This window comes from Streptomyces polygonati, assembly GCF_042650325.1.
In the GTDB taxonomy this organism is placed as follows: Bacteria; Actinomycetota; Actinomycetes; order Streptomycetales; family Streptomycetaceae; genus Actinacidiphila; species Actinacidiphila polygonati.
Genome location: NZ_JBHSBB010000010.1, coordinates 355,714 through 376,696 on the forward strand (window position 1 = coordinate 355,714; position 20,983 = coordinate 376,696).

The following is a 20,983-nucleotide window of genomic DNA, read 5'->3' on the forward strand; positions in this document are numbered from 1 at the left end:
GCCGGCGCGCACCACCATACCGACCTGCGCGCGGTGGCATCCCTGGTCCGACGGGAACGCTCGCGTTCACCCAATCACGAGCCGGCCCCCGCTTGCCAAGTCAGGCGGTATTCGGTCCTGATGGGGGCAGTTGGGGCACCGTGGCGCAGATCACCGCGACCATCGCGCCGCCGAGCAGATAAACGTACGGTCCGACACCTGCCGCGAACAGGAAGTCACCTTCCGGGCGGGAAGTGCTGAGCGCGATCACCACGAACAGCCAGACCACGCCCGGCACCACGGCGCCGAGCCGGGTCCCGGTGACCTTCACGCCGCCGTAGAAGAGCGCCGCGCACCCGGCCAGGCCGAGCAGCAGCCCGCCGGGCAGCAGGGCCCCCTGCACCAGCGCGCCGGCCACCGCGACGCACACGCCGAGCAGCCCGAGCAGGACGTAGACGGCGATGCGGGCCGGCCGGCCCATCACGCCGCTCCGCCGGACGGCGGGTCGAAGAGGTCGTCGCCCCGGCCCGAGGCGGACGACGGCAGTTCCGCGCCGCGCACCTGGCGGTAGTACTCGGTGGAGAAGTACGGCTGGCCCAGGTCGTCGGACAGCGCGAAGAAGGGCCCGTCGACCACGATCTGCGTCGCGTGCGCCCGCATCGCGGCGGTCTTGCGGTCGGCGTAGGCGGTGCCGTCCACCGCCACGGTCACCTGGTCGTCGTCCACCACGCCGGGGACGTCGTCCACCGCCGCGATGCCGCCGAAGGGGAAGTCCTTGCCGGCCTCGGCGAGGCGCCGGAAGCCGGCCTCGACCACCGAGCGCGGGGTGCAGGTCTCGTACACCCGGGCGACGCGGTGGCCCTGGCCGGCGGCGAGTTCGTAGCCGCGCAGGGCGACCCGGTGGGCCTGGATGTGGTCGGGGTGGCCGTAGCCGCCGTTGCTGTCGTAGGTGACCAGCGCCTGCGGGCGGGTGTCGAGGATGACCTCGGCGAGATGGCCGGCCGCCTCGTCCAGATCGGCCTGCCAGAAGCAGTCGGGCTCCTCGTTCTGGACCAGGCCCATCATGCCGGAGTCGCGGTAGCGGCCGGCGCCGCCCAGGAAGCGGTGGTCGGTGACGCCCAGTTCGGCCATGGCGGAGGCCAGTTCGCCGATGCGGTGCTCGCCGAGGGTGTCGTCCCGGTCGGCGGCCAGCTGGGCCAGCTCCGGCGGGATCACCTCGCCCTCCTCGCCGAGCGTGCAGGTGACGAGGGTGACGAGGGCGCCCTCGGCCGCGTACTTGGCCATCGTGACGCCGTTGTTGATCGTCTCGTCGTCCGGGTGGGCGTGGACGAGCAGCAGACGCCTGGCGGGTAGATCGGTCATGGCTGAAGCCTACGGCCGGTGCGGGCGCCTCCCGGAGGGCGGCCGCGTGGGGCGGTGCGCACGGCCGTACGCGGGCCCGCCGCTACCGGCGCCGGTACGGAAAGACGGCCGTCCGGACGGCGTCCGGACGGCCGGAGGTGGCGCCGGCGCAGAGGGCTTCGGAGGGCGGCTGAGAACCCGGAAGCGGTTGGCTCAGAATTTGATCCCGCTGATCATGTTGGCCACGTTGGTCGTGAAGTCGCTGATCGTTGGCGCGATCGAGGAGGCCGCCAGGTAGAACCCCAGCAACACGCAGGCGATGGCGTGGCCGGCTTTGAGGCCGGACCGGCGGATCAGCAGGATCACGACGACCAGCAGCAGCAGCACCGCCGAAATCGAGAGTGCCACAGCGGCCACCTCCAGGTACGCAGGGTCATGTCAGTTGCCACTCGCTTATTACCCACCCACGGCTACGGATCATAACTTTCCGTGCCACCGCATATGTCGGAGCACGGAAGCACGCGGGGGCGCATGACGAGATCCAGCCACCGCGGGTGTGTGGCACCGAACCGGGGGCGCGTACTCCGGTGCTGGTCAGGGGGTGTTGGGCGGGTCGCGGTGGAAATCCGGGGGCGATTGTCGGAGGCACCCTCTAGGGTCCTGGCTATGACGTACCTCTCATTCCCGCGGCACAGCGCGCGGACCCAGCGGTTCAGCCTCGGCGCCCCCCGGTCGTTCGCGATCGCGCCCGACGGCGAGCGCGTGGCGTTCCTGCGGGCGCGGTCCGGGACGGAGCGGGAGCAGCTGCTGTGGGTGCTGGACGTGCCCGGAGTCGGCTCGTCAGAGGACCCCGAGGCCCCTGGGAGCGCCGCGGGGGAGCGGATCGTGGCGGAGCCCGCCGAGTTGCTGGCCGGCGGCCAGGAGCGGCTGTCGGCGGCCGAGCGGGCCCGGCGGGAGCGCAGCCGGGAGCGCTCGGCGGGCGTGGTGGGCTTCGCGGTGGACAGCGCGGTGGAGACCGCCGTCTTCACCCTGTCCGGGCGGCTGTTCGTCGCCGGGCTGCGCCCGGGCGCGGCCGGGCCGCGTGAACTGCCGGTGCCGGGGCCGGTGCTGGACCCGCGGCTGTCGCCGGACGGGCGCCGGGTGGCCTATGTCTCGGACGGCGCGCTGCGGGTGGTGGACAGCGCGGGGTCGGGCGACCGGGCGCTGGCGGAGCCCGACGGCGAGCAGGTGGCCTGGGGGCTGGCGGAGTTCGTCGCGGCCGAGGAGATGGGGCGCTCCCGCGGCTTCTGGTGGTCGCCGGACAGCGCGGCCCTGCTGGCGGCCCGGGTGGACGACTCGCCCGTGCAGCGCTGGTGGATCTCCGAGCCCTCGCACCCGGACCGGGCGCCGGCCTCGGTGCCGTATCCGGCGGCGGGGACGGACAACGCGGATGTCTCGCTCTTCCTGTTCGGGCTGGGCGGCTCGCGGCGCGAGATCGTCTGGGACCGCGACCGGTATCCGTATCTGGCGTCCGTGCGCTGGTCGGCGGGCGCCCCGCCGCTGCTGCTGGTCCAGACCAGGGACCAGCGCGAGCAGCGCTGCCTGACGGTGGACCCGGCCACCGGCGCGACCTCGACCGCGCTGATCGAGGAAGATCAAATCTGGCTGGAACTTTTCGCTGGATCGCCCGCCTGGAGCCCCGCCGGCGAGCTGGTGCGCATTACCGACGAAGCGGACGTCCGCGTACTGAAGGTGGGCGAAAAGACCCTCACCGGCGCCGAGCTGCAGCTGCGGGCGGTGCTGGACGCGGGCGGCGCCGAGCCGGACGGGCGGCCGGACGGGCCGGGCGGCCCGGATGTGCTGGTGACCGCGTCGGCCGGCGAGCGGGCCGACGACCCGGAGATCGGCGAGGTGCACGTCTACCGGGTGACCGCCGCCGGCGCCGTGCGCGTCAGCCGGACCCCCGGGGTCCACAGCGCGGTGCGGGCCGGCGATCTGACCGTGCTCACCTCCAGCGCGCTGGACCGGCCGGGGCCGCGCAGCGTGGTGCTGCGCGGCGGCGTACCGATCGCCGAGCTGGCTTCGTATACCGAGTCCCCGTCGATCACCGCCCGCCCCCGGCTCCTTGAGGCCGGCGAGCGCCGCATCCCGACCGCCGTGCTGCTGCCGAGCGGATACGAGGAGGGCGACGGCCTGCTGCCGGTGCTGCTCGACCCCTACGGCGGTCCGCAGGGTCAGCGGGTGCTGGCGGCGCACAACGCGCTGGTGGAATCCCAGTGGTGGGCCGACCAGGGCTTCGCGGTGATCGTGGCGGACGGCCGCGGCACCCCGGGCCGCTCCCCCGGCTGGGAGAAGTCGATCGCCGCCGACTTCGCCGGGGTGTCGGTGGCGGACCAGATCGAGGCGCTGCACGCGCTGGCGGACGTCTTCCCGCTGGACCTGAGCCGGGTGGGCATCCGCGGCTGGTCCTACGGCGGCTATCTGGCCGCGCTGGCGGTGCTGCGCCGGCCGGACGTCTTCCACGCGGGCGTGGTCGGCGCGCCGGTCACCGATCTGCGGCTGTACGACACGCATTACATGGAGCGCTACCTCGGCCGCCCCGACGAACGGCCCGAGGTCTACGCCGCGAACTCGGTGCTGACCGACGACGGCATCACCGATCTCGCGGAGCCTGCCCGGCCGATGATGGTCATCCACGGCCTCGCCGACGACAACGTCCTGGTGGCCCACAGCCTTCGGCTGTCCTCCGCGCTGCTGACCGCCGGCCGCCCGCACGAACTGCTGCCGCTGTCCGGGGTGACGCACATGGCCTCGCAGGAGCAGGTCGCGGAGAATCTCCTGCTGCTCCAGCGGGACTTCCTCAAGCGGTCGCTCGCCACCGGCTGATCCCCGGCCGGATCCCCGGCCGCCGCCCGTCCCCAACTGCCGCCCGCCGTCTCCGACGGCGGGCGGCAGTTGCGTAGGCAACATCGGCGGCAATCCCGACGCTTATGACTCAGGCGTCACTCCGGCACCATTCCGGCCCGCGCCCGCCGCACCTGTGCGCGTCGTGTCAATTTCCGACGGCGATCGCCTCCGGCTCCCGGTCATCGACCGGCAACGGTGGCCGATGAATGCGAGCGGCGGTCGGCCGGAGCAAGATGAAGCGCTCCGGCCGACCTACGGCACCCGCACGGCCGTACGTTGTTCAGACTGCTACGTCCGTATATCGGAGTTGCGACAGCTAAGTTGCCTGCATGTTAACGCGCTTCGTCCCAAAATATCCGTTTCGCCCGATGTTTTGGAGCCTTGTCAAGCACGTACTGAGGACGATCTGCAAAATCTTCGCTCAAGATGCCAAACAGCAAGCTTTCTTCCCTCCTTCCCCCCTTGACTGGAAGTTGATTCCATTGCGAAAGTCCGGTCAACCCGCGTCGCAGATTGCGACGCACGCACGTTTTTCGTTCCCGGGGAAGTGTGATGACAAGTCCTAGTCAGGCTGCGGAGAGTGCCGGCAGCCTCACCCTCGATCCAGAGGGCGGCGGTGATCCTTCGCAGAAACGTCCACCGGAACTCATCGGTCGGTCGCCCCGGCAACTGGCGTGGATACGTTTCAAGCGTGACAAGGTCGGCATCCTCTGCGCCGTGATCGTCGGGTGCTTCATCCTGATCGCGATCTTCGCGCCGCTGATCGTGAAGCTCTACGGGCAGAACGCGTACAGCCTGTACGGCCAGGACGACGGCCTGCTCAACGCCTACGGCCTGCCGATCAAGCCCAACGGCGGCATCGACGGCACCCACTGGTTCGGCGTCGAACCCGGCCTCGGCCGCGACATCTTCGCGCTGCTGGTCTACGGGATCCGCACGTCGCTGGTCATCGCGCTGTGCGTGACCATCCTGTCGGTGGTCCTGGGTGTGCTGGTCGGACTGGTGCAGGGCTATCTGGCGGGCAAGACCGACTACTTCGTCGGCCGCTTCTCCGACCTGGTGATGTCCTTCCCGCAGCAGCTCTTCTTCATCGCCTTCACGCCGGTCGTACTCTCGCTCTTCGTCAAGCCGGGCGCGGAGGAACCCACCTCGCTGCGCTTCCTCGCGCTGGTGCTGGTGCAGTTCGTGCTCGGCTGGATGGCGCTCGGGCGGCTGGTGCGAGCCCAGGTGCTGTCCCTGCGCGAACGCGAGTACATCGAGGCGGCCCGGCTCTCCGGCGCGTCCGGCTTCCGCATCATCCGCAAGGAGCTGCTGCCGAACCTGTGGACCACCATCCTGGTGCAGGCCACCCTCATGCTGCCGGTGAACGTCACGGCGGAAGCGGGCCTGTCCTTCCTGGGTGTCGGTATGCAGCAGCCCACCCCGGACTGGGGGCTGATGTTCCAGGACGCCGTGCAGTACTACCAGTCCGATATCACCTATATGTTCTTCCCCGGTGTGGCGATGGTGATCTTCGTGGTCGCCTTCAACCTGCTCGGGGACTCGGTCCGGGACGCTCTCGATCCCAAGACCATCCGTTGATGAGTGTCCAGGTCGTCTCACCGGGCTCCCCGGAAGCCGACAAACAGCGACAGGCAGGAATCCATGAAGAAGCGTAGGGCGTATTACGCGGCAGCGATGCTGTCCGCGGGGGCTCTGGCCCTAAGCGCGTGCAGCAGCGGGGGATCCTCCTCCGGCTCGACTGCCAATGCCGACCTGACCAAGGCGAAGGTCCAGAAGGTCACGCTCGGTACCCCCGCCGACGCCAAGGGCCCGGCGACCGCGGTCTCCGGGGCGAAGAAGGGCGGCACCGTCCGCGCCCTGGAGCCGGCCGGTATCAACCACCTCGACCCGGCGCAGGCGTACGTCAACCAGGAGCAGGTCATCGGGCAGCTGTTCAGCCGCACGCTGACCAGCTACAAGATCGACCCGAAGACCGGTGACACGCTGCTGGTCGGCGACCTCGCCACCGACACCGGCACCGAGTCCGACGGCGGCAAGACCTGGACCTACCACCTCAAGGACAACCTGAAGTGGCAGGACGGCACCCCGATCACCTCTGACCAGGTGAAGTACGGGATCGAGCGGCTCTACTCCAGCTACGAGACGGCCGGCCCGCAGTACCTGCAGGCGTGGCTGTCCGGCCAGGACTTCCGCAAGGTCTACCCGGGCCCGGCCGGCGGCCAGTCGCTGCCCGACTCGGTGATCGGCACCCCGGACTCGAAGACGATCGTCTTCCACTTCCTGGCGCCGCACGCGGACGCCCCGTACGCGATGGCGCTGTCCGGCTCCGGCCCGATCCTGAAGGCCAAGGACACCGGCCCGAAGTACGACACCGCGCCGTTCTCGGACGGTCCGTACCAGATAGCCAGCTACTCGCCCGGCAAGGCGCTGGAACTGGTCCGCAACAAGAACTGGGACGCGGACAGCGACCCGATCCGCAACGCCTACCCGGACAAGTGGGACTTCCAGCTGGGCGTCGCCCAGCCCGGCCTGACCCAGCGTCTTGAGGCGCAGGCGGGTGCGGACAAGGACGCCGTCTCCCTGGTGCAGTCCACCGACCCGACCCAGACGTCGGTGCTCGCGGACCCGAAGTACAAGTCCCGGCTGGTCAGCGCCTATGAGCCGTTCGTCGATGTGTTCAACATCAACATGACGCGGATCAAGGACGTCAGGGTCCGCCAGGCGATCATCGACGCGTTCCCGATGCAGCAGGTGCAGACGGCGCTCGGTGGCCCGCAGCAGGGTGACCTGGGTACCAACCTGATCGGCCCGACGACGGGCGGCTTCAAGCCGTCCGACCCGTACGGCAAGCTCACCAAGCCGAACGGCGACCCGGAGGCGGCCAAGGCGCTGCTGAAGCAGGCCGGCGTCACCAACCTGAAGCTCACCTACGCGTTCTCGAACACGCAGCGCTGGCAGAACGTCGCCACCACGCTGAAGAACAGCTTCGCGAAGGCCGGCATCACGCTGGAGACGAAGGGCATCGACTCGACGGCGTACTACACGCTGATCGGCAAGGTCAACAACCCGTACGACCTGTACCGCACCGGTTGGGGCGCGGACTGGCCGAACGCCTCCACCATCATCCCGCCGACCATGGACGGCCGGCTGATCGCGGACAACGACCCGAACTACTCGCACCTGAACGACCCGTACGTGAACCAGCAGATCGACGCGATCGGCAAGCTCACGGACGTCAACGCGGCGGCCGCCCAGTGGCAGACGCTGTCCGAGTACATCATGAAGAACGACGCGCCCGAGATCCCGTACCTGTACGACAAGTACTACAACATCTACGGCGACGGCCTCGGCGGCATCTCCTTCAACGCGCCGCTCGGCACGATCAACCCGAACACGATCTACGTCAAGTAGCCGGTACTCCCGGTGACCGGCCCCGCGGCGACCCCGCGGGGCCGGTCACCGGCCCCGGGATCTGCCCGTCCTTCCGCCTCCGACCGGCGCCGCCGAGCAAGCGGCACCCATTACGGAAGAGCCCGACCCCATGCTCCGTTTCCTCGTACGCCGGGTGCTTGGCGCCGCCGTCATCCTCCTTCTGATCAGCTTCATCACGTATCTGCTGTTCTTCGCGCTGCCGAGCGACCCGGCGCTGCTGTCCTGCGGCAAGAACTGCAATGCCCAGAACCTCGCGCTGATCCACAAGAACCTCGGTCTCGACAAGCCGATACCCGTTCAGTGGTGGGACTACCTCGTCGGCATCTTCGGCGGCCGTCACCTCCCGCTCGGCGACTGCCCGGCCCCGTGCTTCGGGCTGTCGTTCAACAACGACACCCCCGTCTGGACGCTGCTGAAGGACCGCTACCCCACCACGCTCTCGCTGGCCATCGGCGGCTCCACGGTCTTCCTGATCGTCGGCGTCGGCCTCGGCCTGATCTCCGCCTGGAAGCAGGGCTCGGTCTTCGACCGCGCGGCCAGCTCCTTCTCGCTGCTCGGCCAGTCGGTGCAGATCTACTTCATCGGCCCGATCGCCATCTACTTCCTGTCCACCCAGCTCGGCTGGGTGAACCGGGGACACGACCCCGACTGGTCGGCCGACCCGGTCGGTTCGCTGAGCGGACTGGTACTGCCCTGCCTGGTGATGTCGGTGATCTTCTGGTCCAACTACAGCCGCCAGACCAGATCGCTGATGGTGGAGCAGCTGTCCGAGGAACACGTCAGAACCGCCCGGGCCAAGGGCATGAGCTCCCGGTACGTCTTCCTGCGCTACGCCCTGCGCGGCGCGATGGGCCCGATCATCACCATCTTCGGCATCGACCTGGGCTCGGTCTTCGGCGGCGCGATCATCACCGAGGCGACCTTCGGCCTGCACGGCCTGGGCACGCTCGCGGTGAGCTCGGTCAACTCGTCCGACCTGCCCCTGGAGATGGGCGTCATGCTGATCGGCGCCACCTCCATCGTCTTCTTCAACATCATCATCGACGCCTGCTACGCCGCCATCGACCCGCGCATCCGGCTCGCATGAACCCGGAACACGTCGTACCGACCACGGCTCCGGACCCGAGGAGAGCCCGAAAGTGACTACCCTGACCAAGCCGGATCCCGCATCCGCACCGCAGGACCCGCAAGGCACCGCCCCCTTCCTGTCCGTTCGCGACCTGCATGTGCAGTTCGCCACCGAGGACGGGACGGTCAAGGCCGTCGACGGGCTGTCGTTCGCGCTGGAACGCGGCGAAACGCTCGGCATCGTCGGCGAGTCGGGGTCCGGGAAGTCCGTGACCAACCTGGCTGTCCTCGGGCTGCACAATCCGCGCAACACCACCATCACCGGTGAGATCGTGCTGGACGGCCAGGAGCTGACCGGCGCCTCGCAGCGCACGCTGGAACGGCTGCGCGGCAACAAGATGTCGATGATCTTCCAGGACTCGCTGACCGCCCTGTCGCCGTACTACACGGTGGGACGGCAGATCGCCGAGCCGTACATGAAGCACACCGGCGCCTCCAAGAAGGAAGCCAGGAGCCGGGCGATCGAGATGCTGGCCCGGGTCGGCATCCCCCAGCCGCAGACCCGGGTGGACGACTTCCCGCACCAGTTCTCCGGCGGTATGCGGCAGCGCGCGATGATCGCGCTGGCGCTGGTCTGCGACCCGGAACTGCTGATCGCCGACGAGCCGACCACCGCGCTGGACGTGACCGTGCAGGCCCAGATCCTGGACCTGCTCAAGGACCTCCAGCAGGAGACCGGCACCGCGATCATCCTGATCACCCACGACCTGGGCGTCATCGCGCACACCGCCGACAACGTGGTGGTGATGTACGCCGGCCGGGCGATGGAGCGCGGCACGGTCCGGGACATCCTCAAGTCGCCCGAGCACCCGTACGCGTGGGGCCTGCTGTCCTCCATCCCGCGGATCACCGCGTCGGTGGACATCCCGCTGTCGCCGATCCCCGGTACCCCGCCCAGCCTGCTGAATCCGCCGAGCGGCTGCCCGTTCCACCCGCGGTGCGCCTTCAAGGACCAGGTGCCGGGCGACCTGTGCGCCACCGAGCGGCCGCAGCTCGCACCCGGGCGGGCCTCGGCGTGCCACCTCACGACGGAACAGAAGCACGACATCTTCAACGAGCAGATCCAGCCGCGGCTGAGCTGACCACGAGTCGAGGGAACAGCAATGAGTGAACAGACCCTGGACCAGGTCCCGGCACCGCGTCCCGTCTCCGGCGACCCCCTGCTGGAGGTCAGCGGGCTGCAGAAGTACTTCCCGATCCAGGGCGGTTTCCTCTTCAAGCGCCGGGTCGGGGACGTCCGGGCGGTCGACGGTGTCGACTTCCACATCAACGCCGGTGAGGCGCTGGGCATGGTCGGCGAGTCCGGCTGCGGCAAGTCCACCACCGGACGGCTGGTGGCCCGGCTGCTGGAGCCGACCGCCGGCCGGGTCAGCTACGCGGGCCAGGACATCTCGCACTTCAGCCGCAAGCAGCTGGCCCCGTTCAGGTCCGAGATCCAGATGATCTTCCAGGACCCGTACGCGTCGCTGAACCCGCGGCAGACCGTCGGCAACATCATCTCCGCGCCGATGGAGATCAACAACGTCAACCCGACCGGGGGCCGCGAGAAGCGGGTCCAGGAGCTGCTGGAGATCGTCGGGCTCAACCCCGAGCACTACAACCGCTTCCCGCACGAGTTCTCCGGCGGTCAGCGGCAGCGGATCGGGGTGGCCCGGGCGCTGTCGCTGGAGCCGAAGCTGATCGTGGCGGACGAGCCGGTCTCGGCGCTGGACGTCTCGATCCAGGCGCAGGTGGTCAACCTGCTCCAGCAGGTGCAGCAGGAACTCGGCATCGCCTTCCTGTTCATCGCGCACGACCTGGCGATCGTGCGGCACTTCTCACAGCGCATCGCGGTCATGTACCTGGGCAAGATCGTGGAGATCGGCGACCGGGACTCGATCTACAACGGTCCGCGGCACCCGTACACCCACGCCCTGCTGTCCGCCGCCCCCGAGGCCGACCCCGACGACGACGGCCGCGAGCGGATCAGGCTCGCCGGTGACGTGCCGTCGCCGATCAACCCGCCCTCCGGCTGCCGGTTCCGTACCCGGTGCTGGAAGGCGCAGGACAAGTGCGCGGCGGAGGAACCCCCGCTGATCCAGATCGGCGGGAACGCGGCGGGCCATCTGACGGCCTGCCACTTCCCCGAAGAACCGACGATCACGGCGCGGAAACAGGACATCGTCCTCGACCCGGCTCTCACCGCGATCGAGGAGGCGGCTGACAAGACCCTTTGACCCGGGCTCAGTTCAGCCTCCGATCGGAAACGGCCCGTATCCGGGACACCCCAGAACCACCCCGGGTACGGGCCGACCCATGTCCGCGGCCGGGCTCACTCCCCCGGGACGACCAGCGGCATCTCGGCGGCGAAGTGACACGCCGAAAGGTGCCCGGCGGGGCTTCCGGTGCCCCGGAAGACCTCGGGGACGGCCAGCGGCGGCTCCTCCACCGCGCAGCGCGCCTGGGCCTTGAAGCAGCGGGTGCGGAAGCGGCAGCCGGACGGCGGATCGGCCGGCGAGGGCACGTCCCCGGACAGCAGGATCCTCTCCCTACGCTCTCGCGCCTCCGGGTCGGGCACCGGCACCGCGGAGAGCAGCGCCTGGGTGTACGGATGGGTGGGGTGCTCGTAGATCGCCTCGTCGCTGCCGATCTCCACGATCTTGCCGAGGTACATCACCCCGACCCGGTCCGAGATGTGCCGCACGATGGACAGATCGTGCGCGATGACCATGTACGACAGGCCGAACTCGTGCTGGAGCCGCTCCATCAGATTGATCACCTGCGCCTGCACCGACACGTCCAGCGCCGACACCGGCTCGTCGGCGACGATCACCTCGGGGCGCAGCGCCAGGCCGCGGGCGATGCCGATCCGCTGGCGCTGGCCGCCGGAGAACTGGTGCGGGTAGCGGTTGATGTACTCCGGGTTCAGGCCCACCACGTCCAGCAGCTCGCGCACCCGGCGGCGCCGGTCGCCCTTGGGCGCGACCTCGGGGTGGATGTCGAACGGCTCCCCGATGATGTCGCCGACCGTCATCCGGGGATTCAGCGAGGTGTAGGGGTCCTGGAAGACCATCTGGATGTTCCGCCGCACCGCCTTCAGCGCCCGGCCGCTGAGCCGGGTGATGTCCTCGCCCTTGTACAGCACCTGGCCGGCCGTGGGCACCTCCAGGTTCATCAGCAGCCGGGCCACGGTGGACTTGCCGCAGCCCGATTCGCCGACGATGCCCAGCGTCTCGCCGCGGAACAGGTCGAAGGACACCCCGTCGACCGCCTTGACCGCGCCGACCTGCTTCTTGAAGACGATGCCCTGGGTCAGCGGGAAGTGCTTGACCAGGTCGACCACCTGGACGATCGGCTCCCGTCCGCCGGGCGCCGGGGCGGCCGGTTCAGGGGCGGTCGGCTGCGGCACGCTCGTCACCGACGGTCTCCCTCCAGAAGTGGCAGGCACTCGTCCGCTTCTCGTCCACCGCGTACAGCGGCGGGACCTCGGTGCGGCAGACCGGCCGGGCGATGGGACAGCGCGGATGGAAGGCGCATCCGGGCGGGATGTGCAGCAGATTCGGCGGCAGGCCCTTGATCGCGTACAGCTCGCTGCCCTTCTGGTCCAGCCGCGGGATCGACCGGAGCAGCCCCTTGGTGTACGGGTGGGCCGGCGCCCGGTAGATGTCGCGTACGGGTGCGTTCTCCACGATCCGTCCGGCGTACATCACCGCGATCTTGTCGGCCACGTCCGCGACCACGCCCAGGTCGTGGGTGATCAGGATCAGGCCCATCCGGAACTCGCGCTGGAGCTCGGCGAGCAGCTCCATCACCTGGGCCTGCACCGTCACGTCCAGCGCGGTGGTCGGCTCGTCGGCGATGATCAGCTCGGGCTCCAGCGAGATGGCCATGGCGATCATCACCCGCTGCCGCATACCGCCGGAGAACTGGTGCGGATACTGCCGGACCCGCTCGCGGGCGGCCGGGATGCGCACCCGCTCCATCAGCTCGACGGCCTTGGCCCTGGCCTCCTTGCGGGACGCGCCGCGGTGCACCCGGTACATCTCGCCGAGCTGGTCGCCCACCGACAGCACCGGGTTCAGCGAGGACAGCGCGTCCTGGAAGATCATCGCCATCCGGGCGCCGCGGATCCGGCGGCGCCGCTCGGCGGGCATCGTCAGCAGGTCCTGGCCGTCGAACAGCACCTGGCCGCCGGTGACGAACCCGGGCGGCGAGTCCAGGATGCCCATCACCGCCTGGGCGGTGACCGACTTGCCGGAGCCGGACTCGCCGAGCACCGCCAGCGTCTGGCCGGCCTCCACCGAGTAGTCCACGCCGTTGACCGCCCGGGCCACGCCGTCGCGGGTACGGAACTCGACGCGCAGGCCGCGCACGTCGAGCAGCGGGCCGCCCGCCACCGGGCCTGCTCCGGCCGGAACGGGGGACGTGTCCTGGCTCATGGCCATCGCGGGCTCCTCAGCGCAGCTTGGGGTCGAGGGCGTCGCGCACCGCGTCGCCGAGCATGATGAAGGCCAGCACGGTGACGCTCAGCGCGCCGGCCGGCCACAGCAGCATGTGCGGGGCGTTGCGGATCTCGCTCGACGCGTCGGAGATGTCGATGCCCCAGGAGACGGTGGGCGGCCGCAGGCCCACCCCGAGGTAGGACAAGGTGGCCTCCAGCGAGATGTACGTGCCCAGCGCGATGGTGCCGACGACGATGACCGGGGCGACCGCGTTCGGGGTGATGTGCCGCAGCAGCAGCCGGGAGTTCCCGGCGCCCAGCGCCCGGGCGGCCTGCACATAGTCGTTCTCCCGGGCGGTGATCACCGCGCCGCGGGCGATCCGGGCGATCTGCGGCCAGCCCAGCAGGATCATGAAGCCGATCACCGGCCAGACGGTGCTGTTGGTGATCACCGACAGGAAGACCAGGCCGCCGAGGACGACCGGGATGCCGAAGAAGACATCGCTGATCCGGGACAGGATCGCGTCCCACCAGCCGCCGAAGAAGCCGGCCAGGCCGCCCAGCACGCTGCCGAGCAGCACCACCCCGAGGGTGGCGCACACGCCGACGGTGACCGAGGCGCGGGCCCCGTACACCACCCGGGTGTAGACGTCCCGCCCCTGGAGGTCGAAGCCGAAGGGGTGGCCGGGCTGGGAGCCCTCCTGGGACCTGGCCAGATCGGCCTGGAGCGGGTCCTGGCCGGCGATGGCGCCCGGCCAGATGGAGATGAAGACCAGGAAGAGGATGATCAGCGCCGAGACGACGAAGACCGGGTTGCGCCGCAGGTCCCGCCAGGCGTCCGACCACAGGCTGCGCGGTTTCTCGTCGCCCGCGCCCTCGGCCGGCCGGGGACCGGCCCCCGCCCGCGGCCGGCCGGACAGCTCGTCGGTCAGGTCCATGCCGCCGGTGAAGCCGGCCGGCACCGCCGCGTGCTCGGGGTCGAAAGGGTTGCTTTCTTCGGACATACCGGCCTCAGGCATACCGGATCCTCGGGTCCAGGACCGCGTAGAGCAGGTCGACGAGCAGATTCGCCACCAGGAAGACGATCACCAGGATGGTGACGAAGCCGACCACGGTGGGCGAGTTGTTGCGCAGGATGCCCTGGTAGAGCTGGAATCCGACGCCGTGGATGTTGAAGATCCGCTCGGTGACGATGGCGCCGCCCATCAGCGCCCCGATGTCGGTGCCGAGGAAGGTCACCACCGGGATCAGCGAGTTGCGCAGCAGATGCCGGGTGATCACCCGGCGCCGCGGCAGGCCCTTGGCGACGGCGGTGCGTACGTAGTCGGCCCGGATGTTCTCGGCGATGGAGCCGCGGGTCAGCCGGGTGACGTAGGCCAGCGAGACCAGGGCCAGCACCAGGCCGGGCAGCACCAGTTCGTTGAAGGGCGCGCTGGGTGACACCGACGAGGCGGCCCAGCCCAGGCGGACGCCGAACACGTACTGGAGCGCGTAGCCGGTGACGAAGGTCGGCACCGAGATGACCACCAGGGTGAGCAGCAGCGCCCCGGTGTCGACCGGCTTGCCGCGCTTCATCCCGGTGATCACCCCGACGACGACGCCGATCACGATCTCGAAGACGATCGCGACGACGGTGAGCCGGATGGTCACCGGGAACGAGCTGCCGATCAGCTCGGTGACGGGCTGTCCGCTGAAGGCCTGGCCGAAGTTCCCGCTGAGCAGGTCGGCCATGTAGTGGACGTACTGGGCCGGCAGCGAGTGGTCGAGATAGAGGTCGTGCCTGATCCGGGCGGCGGTGGCCGGGTCGGGCGCGTGGTCGCCGAAGAGGGCGGCCACCGGGTCGCCGAGCGCGAAGACCATCACGAAGATCAGGAAGGTGCTGCCGATGAAGACCGGGATCATCTGGAGCAGCCGCCGGATCACATAGCGTCCCATGGAGCCTCCTTCACCGAAGCCGCCGCGGGCCGCGCCGGGGAGCACCGGTGCGGCCCGCGGCCGGTCTCACTTGACCTTGATCTCGTTGTAGACCGGGACGCTGAAGGGGTTGAGCGCGACATCGCTGAGGTTGGACGAGAAGCCCGCGCTGCCGTTCTGGTACCACAGCGGGATGGCGGGCATGTCCTTGACCAGCTGCCGCTCGGCGTCCTGGAAGCGGGTCACGGCGGTGGCCGGGTCGGACTCGGCGTTGGCCTGGTCGACCAGCTCGTCGAAGGCGGGGCTGCTGTAGTGCGTGTCGTTCGAGGACGCGTTGGTGAAGTACAGCGGCTGCTGGAAGTCCTGGATCAGCGGGTAGTCCATCTGCCAGCCGGACCGGAACGGATCGCGCTCCTGCTTGTTGGTGATCTTGTTCCGGAAGTCGGCGAAGGTGCCGGTGGGGGCGCCGACGCAGGCCTTGGTGTTGCCCAGCACATTGTTGATGCTGTTGCAGACCGCGTCGATCCAGACCTTGTGCGAGCCGGTGTCGGCGTTGTAGCCGAGGGTGATCCTGCCGCCCGGCAGTCCGCCGCCCTGCTTGATCAGCTGCCGGGCCTTCGCGGGGTCGAAGGTGCACTCGGCGCCGCACAGCCCCTGCTTGAAGCCGGCCGAGGCGCCGAGCACCGGGGAGGTCCAGTCGGTGGCGGGGGTGCGGGTGTGCTGGAAGATCTTGTCGGTGATGGTCGCCCGGTCGATCGCCATCGACAGGCCCTGCCGGACCTTGGCCGAGTTCGCCGACGACCAGCGCGGGCTGTAGAGCGGGAAGGCGATGGTCTGCAGGATGCCGGCCGGCTGGTTGATGTAGCGGCTGCCGAGGTCGCCCTTGACGTTCTTCAGCTGCTCGGCCGGGATGTCGTCGACGAGGTCGATGTTGCCGGCCTGGAGGTCGGTGTAGGCGGTGTTGTTGTCGGTGTAGACCCGCAGGTCCACGCCCTTGTTCCGGGCCGGGTCGGGGCCCTTGTAGCCGTTCCACTTGCGCAGGCTCATCATCGAGCCGCGGGTGTACGACGAGATGGTGTACGGGCCGTTGCCGACCGGCTTGCGCAGCCAGGCGGCGCGGTCGGTGAAGAACGCCTTGGGCAGCGGGTAGAAGGCCGAGTAGCCCAGCGTGTCGGGCCAGAGCGAGAACTTCTGGTTGAGCTTGACCGTGAACTCCAGGTCGGAGACCTTGCGCAGCCCGGACAGGGTGGTCGCGGTGGGCTTGGCGCCGGTCGCGGTCGGGTGGACCTTGGCGTAGCCGTCGACATAGCTGAAGAAGGGAGCGTTGAGCTGGGCGTTCTTCAGGGCGGCGCCGAAGTTCCAGGCGTTCATGAAGGAGTCGGCGTCGACCGGCTCGCCGTTGCTGAACTTCCAGCCGGACTTCAGCTTGATGTCGAAGTTCTGCGCGTCGGCGCTGGTGACCGACTGGGCGACCCAGTTCTCGGCCTTGGCGGTCCTCGGGTCGTACTTCTTCAGTCCGCGGAAGATCAGGTCGAGCACCTTGCCGCCCTGCACCTCATTGGTGTCGCTCGGCTCCAGCGGGTTCTGCGGGTCTCCCCAGGAGGCGCGCACGACGCCGCTGCTGCCGCCGCTGCTCAGGCTGCCGCTGCCACCGCCGTCCTCGCCGCCACCGCAGGCGGCGGCCGTCAGGCCGACGGCCAGCACACCGACGGCCCACCTCAGGCGGGTGGCTCCACGCATCGCGTGCCTCCTCATGGGTCACAAATGACACTCCCTTCCCCATGACACAGCAATACGGTCGTAGTCGCACATTACGGCTGATACCGGGTCAGAAGTTCACCCGTGCGGGCGCAAACGAAAGGGCGCCCCGGGCCGTTTGTCACGGCTCGGGGCGCCCCTGGTCCGGGCGGCGGACGCGGCTCAGGCGGCCGCGACCTCGGCGGCGAAGTGGCACGCCGACTCGTGTGCGGCCGGGGTGTCCTGACCGGCGAACACCTTCGGGATCGCCAGCAGCGGCGTCTCCTGCGCGCACCGGGCCTCCGCCTTCCAGCAGCGGGTGCGGAAGCGGCAGCCGGACGGCGGATTGGCCGGCGAGGGCACGTCGCCGGACAGCAGGATGCGCTCCCGGTGCTCGCGCGCCTCCGGGTCGGGCACCGGCACCGCGGAGAGCAGCGCCTGGGTGTACGGATGGGTCGGGTGCTCGTAGATCGCCTCGTCGCTGCCGATCTCGGCCATCCGGCCCAGGTACATCACCCCGACCCGGTCCGAGATGTGCCGCACGATGGACAGGTCGTGCGCGATGAAGATGTAGGACAGGCCGAACTCGTCCTGCAGCTTCTCCATCAGGTTGATCACCTGTGCCTGCACCGACACGTCCAGCGCCGAGACCGGCTCGTCGCAGATGATGATCTCCGGATTGAGCGCGAGGCCGCGGGCGATGCCGATGCGCTGGCGCTGGCCGCCGGAGAACTGGTGCGGGTAGCGGTTGATGTACTCCGGGTTCAGGCCCACCACGTCCAGCAGGTCCTGCACCCGCCGCCGGCGCTCGCCCTTGGGCGCGACCTCGGGGTGGATGTCGAACGGCTCCCCGATGATGTCGCCGACCGTCATCCGCGGGTTGAGCGAGGTGTAGGGGTCCTGGAAGACCATCTGGATGTTCCGCCGCACCGCCTTCAGCGCCCGGCCGCTCAGCCGGGTGATGTCCTCGCCCTTGTAGAACACCTCGCCGGAGGTGGCCTGCTCCAGGTTCATCAGCAGCCGGGCCACGGTGGACTTGCCGCAGCCGGACTCGCCGACGATGCCCAGCGTCTCGCCGCGGAACAGGTCGAAGGAGATGCCGTCGACCGCCTTGACCGCGCCGACCTGCTTCTTGAAGACGATGCCCTGGGTCAGCGGGAAGTGCTTGACCAGGTTGCGGACCTGGAGGATCGGCTCACGGTCCTGGGTCGGCTGGGAGTCACTCACCGAGGGTCTCCTTCCAGAAGTGGCAGGCGCTGCCGCGCTCGGGCCCGACCGTGTGCAGCTCGGGTACGTCGGTACGGCAGATGTCCTGCGCCATCGGGCAGCGCGGGTTGAAGGCGCACCCCGAGGGGATGTGCGTCAGGTTGGGCGGCAGGCCCTTGATCGCGTAGAGCTCCTGGCCCTTCTGGTCCAGCCGCGGGATCGACCGGAGCAGCCCCTTGGTGTACGGGTGCGCGGGCCGCTTGTAGATCTGGTGCACGGGGGCGTTCTCGACGATCCGCCCGGCGTACATCACCGCGATCTTGTCGGCCACGTCCGCGACGACCCCGAGGTCGTGGGTGATCAGGATCAGGCCCATCCGGAACTCGCGCTGGAGCTCGGCGAGCAGGTCCATCACCTGGGCCTGCACGGTCACGTCGAGCGCGGTGGTCGGCTCGTCGGCGATGATCAGCTCGGGCTCCAGGGCCAGCGCCATGGCGATCATGATCCGCTGGCGCATACCGCCGGAGAACTGGTGCGGGTAGTCGCCGATCCGCTGCTTGGCGCCCGGGATGCGTACCCGGTCCATCAGCTCGATCGCCTTGGCCTTGGCGTCCTTGCGGGACATGCCCTGGTGCACCCGGTACATCTCGCCGAGCTGGTAGCCGACCGACAGCACCGGGTTCAGCGAGGACAGCGCGTCCTGGAAGATCATCGCGATCTTCCGGCCGCGGATCCGGCGGCGCTGCTCGCCGGACATCTTCAGCATGTCCTGGCCGTGGAAGAGGATCTCGCCGTGCGGGATCCTGCCCGGCGGCATGTCGAGGATGCCCATGATCGCCTGGGCGGTGACCGACTTGCCGGAGCCGGACTCGCCGAGCACCGCCAGCGTCTCGCCGGCGTTCACCGAGTAGTCCACGCCGTTGACGGCGCGGGCCACGCCGTCGCGGGTGTGGAACTCGACGTGCAGGTCCCGCACTTCGAGCAGCGGGGCGGTGGTGACGGCGGGCGCGGAGGCCCCCGCGGTCTCATCGATGACAGTCAACGTAGGCCCTCCTAGCGCAGCTTGGGGTCGAGTGCGTCGCGTACCGCGTCGCCGAGCATGATGAACGCCAGCACCGTGACGCTCAGCGCGCCCGCGGGCCACAGCAGCATGTGCGGGGCGTTGCGGATCTGCTCGGAGGCGGCGGAGATGTCGATGCCCCAGGAGACGGCCGGCGGCTTGAGGCCGACGCCGAGGAACGACAAGGTCGCCTCCAGCGAGATGTACGTGCCCAGCGCGATGGTCGCCACCACGATGATCGGGGCGAGCGCGTTGGGCGCGATGTGGCGCAGCAGCATCCGGGAGTGGCCGGCGCCCAGTGCCCGGGCGGCCAGCACGTAGTCCTGCTGCTTGGCGGTGATCACCGCGCCGCGGGCGATCCGGGCGATCTGCGGCCAGCCCAGCAGGATCATGAAGGTGGACACGGTGGTGACCGTGCCGCCCTTGACCACGGACAGGAACACCACTCCGCCGAGCAGGATCGGGATGCCGAAGAAGATGTCGCTGATCCGGGACAGGATCGCGTCCCACCAGCCGCCGAAGTAGCCGGCCAGACCGCCCAGCACCGAGCCGAGGATCGCGACCCCGAGGGTGGAGAAGATGCCGACCGAGACCGAGGCGCGGGCGCCGTACACCACCCGGGTGTAGACGTCGCAGCCCTGGGTGTCGAAGCCGAAGGGGTGGCCGCTGGTCGGACCGGACTGCGAGTCGATCAGATTGCAGTTCAGCGGGTCGCCGCCGGCGATGAGGCCCGGCCAGATCGAGATGACGATCAGGAAGAGGATCAGCAGGCCGGATATGTAGAACATCGGCTTGCGGCTCAGGTCGTGCCAGGCGTCGTTCCACAGGCTGCGCGGCTTGTCGCGCTTCTCGGTGGGTACGGCCAGGCCGTCCGGGGTGGTGGCGGTGCCGTCTTCGAGGACCGCGGTGGGGGTGGTCTCAGACATACCGGATCCTCGGGTCCAGGACCGCGTAGAGCAGGTCGACGAGCAGGTTGGCGGCGAGGAAGACGATCACCAGGATCGTCACGAAGCCGACCACGGTCGGCGGGTTGTTGCGCAGGATGCCCTGGTAGAGCTGGTAGCCGACACCGTGGATGTTGAAGATCCGCTCGGTGACGACGGCGCCGGCCATCAGGCCGCCGATGTCGGTGCCGAGGAAGGTCACCACCGGTATCAGCGAGTTGCGCAGCAGGTGGACGGTGACCACCCGGCGCTTGGGCAGCCCCTTGGCGATGGCGGTGCGTACGTAGTCGGCGCGGGAGTTCTCCGCCACCGAGGTACGGGTCAGCCGGGCCACGTAGGCCAGCGACACACCGGCCAGCACCACGGCCGGCATGATCAGGTCGCCCAGCGGCGCGCCGTCGGCCACCGACGGGTTGGCTATGTGCCACTTGACGCCGACGAAGTACTGCAGCAGGTAGCCGGTGACGAAGGTGGGGACGGAGACCACGAGCAGGGTGAACGCCAGCACGCCGGTGTCGGCGAACCGGCCCCGGCGCAGGCCGGCCAGCAGGCCGAGTCCGATGCCGACGACCGCCTCGATGGCGAAGGCCACCAGGGTCAGCCGGGCGGTCACCGGGAACGCGGAGCCCATCAGCTGCGTCACCGGCTGGCCGGTGGCGCTCTGGCCGAAGTCACCGGTGAAGATCTGGCCCATGTAGTGGATGTACTGGGCCGGCAGCGAGTGATCCAGGTACAGCTGGTGCCGGATCTGGGCCGCCGTGGCAGGGTCGGGGGCACGGTCGCCGAACATGGCGGCCACCGGGTCGCCGAGCGCGTAGACCATGACGAAGATCAAAAACGTGGTGCCGATGAAGACCGGAACCATCTGGAGCAGTCGCCTGATGACGTAGCGCCCCATCTGCCCTCCAGGGATCGGGCAGACGCCGGCCGGGG

Annotated in this window: 18 protein-coding genes; 6 read left to right on the forward strand and 12 right to left on the reverse strand. The window is 69.4% G+C overall.

Annotated elements, in window-relative coordinates; genetic code table 11:
• Positions 1-100: 100 nt before the first annotated feature.
• The 3 genes from ACFO3J_RS14230 to ACFO3J_RS14240 all read right to left on the reverse strand — a co-directional run bounded on the left by ACFO3J_RS14230 (position 101) and on the right by ACFO3J_RS14240 (position 1,728).
• Entirely contained in the window at positions 101-460 is a 360-nt protein-coding gene (locus tag ACFO3J_RS14230) for a DUF6113 family protein (protein WP_386429719.1), read from the reverse strand.
• Entirely contained in the window at positions 460-1,341 is an 882-nt protein-coding gene (gene mshB, locus ACFO3J_RS14235; protein ID WP_386429721.1) for an N-acetyl-1-D-myo-inositol-2-amino-2-deoxy-alpha-D-glucopyranoside deacetylase, read from the reverse strand. Before mshB ends, ACFO3J_RS14230 begins: the two co-directional genes overlap by 1 nt.
• Positions 1,342-1,533: 192 nt before the next feature.
• Positions 1,534-1,728 carry a hypothetical protein gene (locus tag ACFO3J_RS14240; RefSeq protein WP_386429723.1) on the reverse strand — a complete coding sequence of 65 codons (195 nt, stop codon included), beginning with the start codon at positions 1,726-1,728 and terminating at the stop codon, positions 1,534-1,536.
• Between the two features lie 258 nt (positions 1,729-1,986).
• Here ACFO3J_RS14240 and ACFO3J_RS14245 point away from each other — a divergent pair, with 258 nt between their 5' ends.
• The 6 genes from ACFO3J_RS14245 to ACFO3J_RS14270 all read left to right on the forward strand — a co-directional run bounded on the left by ACFO3J_RS14245 (position 1,987) and on the right by ACFO3J_RS14270 (position 10,985).
• Entirely contained in the window at positions 1,987-4,185 is a 2,199-nt protein-coding gene (locus tag ACFO3J_RS14245; protein WP_386429724.1) for a S9 family peptidase, read from the forward strand.
• 573 nt (positions 4,186-4,758) lie between these two features.
• Positions 4,759-5,787 carry an ABC transporter permease gene (locus tag ACFO3J_RS14250; protein ID WP_386429726.1) on the forward strand — a complete coding sequence of 343 codons (1,029 nt, stop codon included), beginning with the start codon at positions 4,759-4,761 and terminating at the stop codon, positions 5,785-5,787.
• Positions 5,788-5,850: 63 nt separating this feature from the next.
• Positions 5,851-7,620, forward strand: a complete 1,770-nt coding sequence (locus ACFO3J_RS14255) for an ABC transporter substrate-binding protein (RefSeq protein ID WP_386429728.1) — start codon at positions 5,851-5,853, stop codon at positions 7,618-7,620.
• A gap of 130 nt (positions 7,621-7,750) precedes the next feature.
• Positions 7,751-8,728, forward strand: coding sequence for an ABC transporter permease (locus tag ACFO3J_RS14260; RefSeq protein ID WP_386429730.1), 978 nt, complete (start codon positions 7,751-7,753; stop codon positions 8,726-8,728).
• Positions 8,729-8,780: 52 nt separating this feature from the next.
• Positions 8,781-9,851 carry an ABC transporter ATP-binding protein gene (locus tag ACFO3J_RS14265; protein WP_386429732.1) on the forward strand — a complete coding sequence of 357 codons (1,071 nt, stop codon included), beginning with the start codon at positions 8,781-8,783 and terminating at the stop codon, positions 9,849-9,851.
• Positions 9,852-9,872: 21 nt separating this feature from the next.
• The gene (locus tag ACFO3J_RS14270; RefSeq protein WP_386429734.1) at positions 9,873-10,985 is read left to right on the forward strand and encodes an ABC transporter ATP-binding protein; all 1,113 of its coding nucleotides are present in this window, start codon (positions 9,873-9,875) and stop codon (positions 10,983-10,985) included.
• Between the two features lie 95 nt (positions 10,986-11,080).
• Here ACFO3J_RS14270 and ACFO3J_RS14275 read toward each other — a convergent pair whose 3' ends face one another.
• From ACFO3J_RS14275 to ACFO3J_RS14315, 9 genes are all read right to left on the reverse strand, one after another.
• Positions 11,081-12,166: an ABC transporter ATP-binding protein gene (locus ACFO3J_RS14275; RefSeq protein WP_386429736.1), complete on the reverse strand. Its 1,086-nt coding sequence runs from the start codon at positions 12,164-12,166 to the stop codon at positions 11,081-11,083.
• Positions 12,135-13,187: an ABC transporter ATP-binding protein gene (locus tag ACFO3J_RS14280; protein ID WP_386430212.1), complete on the reverse strand. Its 1,053-nt coding sequence runs from the start codon at positions 13,185-13,187 to the stop codon at positions 12,135-12,137. Before ACFO3J_RS14280 ends, ACFO3J_RS14275 begins: the two co-directional genes overlap by 32 nt.
• Positions 13,188-13,203: 16 nt before the next feature.
• On the reverse strand, positions 13,204-14,193 hold the full coding sequence (locus ACFO3J_RS14285) for an ABC transporter permease (protein WP_386429737.1): 990 nt from the start codon (positions 14,191-14,193) through the stop codon (positions 13,204-13,206).
• A 7-nt stretch (positions 14,194-14,200) separates the two neighbouring features.
• On the reverse strand, positions 14,201-15,124 hold the full coding sequence (locus ACFO3J_RS14290; RefSeq protein WP_386429739.1) for an ABC transporter permease: 924 nt from the start codon (positions 15,122-15,124) through the stop codon (positions 14,201-14,203).
• A 66-nt stretch (positions 15,125-15,190) separates the two neighbouring features.
• On the reverse strand, positions 15,191-16,843 hold the full coding sequence (locus ACFO3J_RS14295; RefSeq protein WP_386429740.1) for a peptide ABC transporter substrate-binding protein: 1,653 nt from the start codon (positions 16,841-16,843) through the stop codon (positions 15,191-15,193).
• Between the two features lie 180 nt (positions 16,844-17,023).
• Positions 17,024-18,067: an ABC transporter ATP-binding protein gene (locus tag ACFO3J_RS14300; protein WP_386429742.1), complete on the reverse strand. Its 1,044-nt coding sequence runs from the start codon at positions 18,065-18,067 to the stop codon at positions 17,024-17,026.
• Positions 18,060-19,088, reverse strand: coding sequence for an ABC transporter ATP-binding protein (locus ACFO3J_RS14305; protein WP_386429744.1), 1,029 nt, complete (start codon positions 19,086-19,088; stop codon positions 18,060-18,062). The genes ACFO3J_RS14300 and ACFO3J_RS14305 overlap by 8 nt, the downstream gene beginning before the upstream one ends.
• A gap of 11 nt (positions 19,089-19,099) precedes the next feature.
• Positions 19,100-20,032, reverse strand: a complete 933-nt coding sequence (locus ACFO3J_RS14310; RefSeq protein WP_386429746.1) for an ABC transporter permease — start codon at positions 20,030-20,032, stop codon at positions 19,100-19,102.
• Complete coding sequence (locus ACFO3J_RS14315) at positions 20,025-20,948, reverse strand: ABC transporter permease (protein ID WP_386429748.1); 924 nt, start codon at positions 20,946-20,948, stop codon at positions 20,025-20,027. Before ACFO3J_RS14315 ends, ACFO3J_RS14310 begins: the two co-directional genes overlap by 8 nt.
• Positions 20,949-20,983 lie beyond the last annotated feature (35 nt).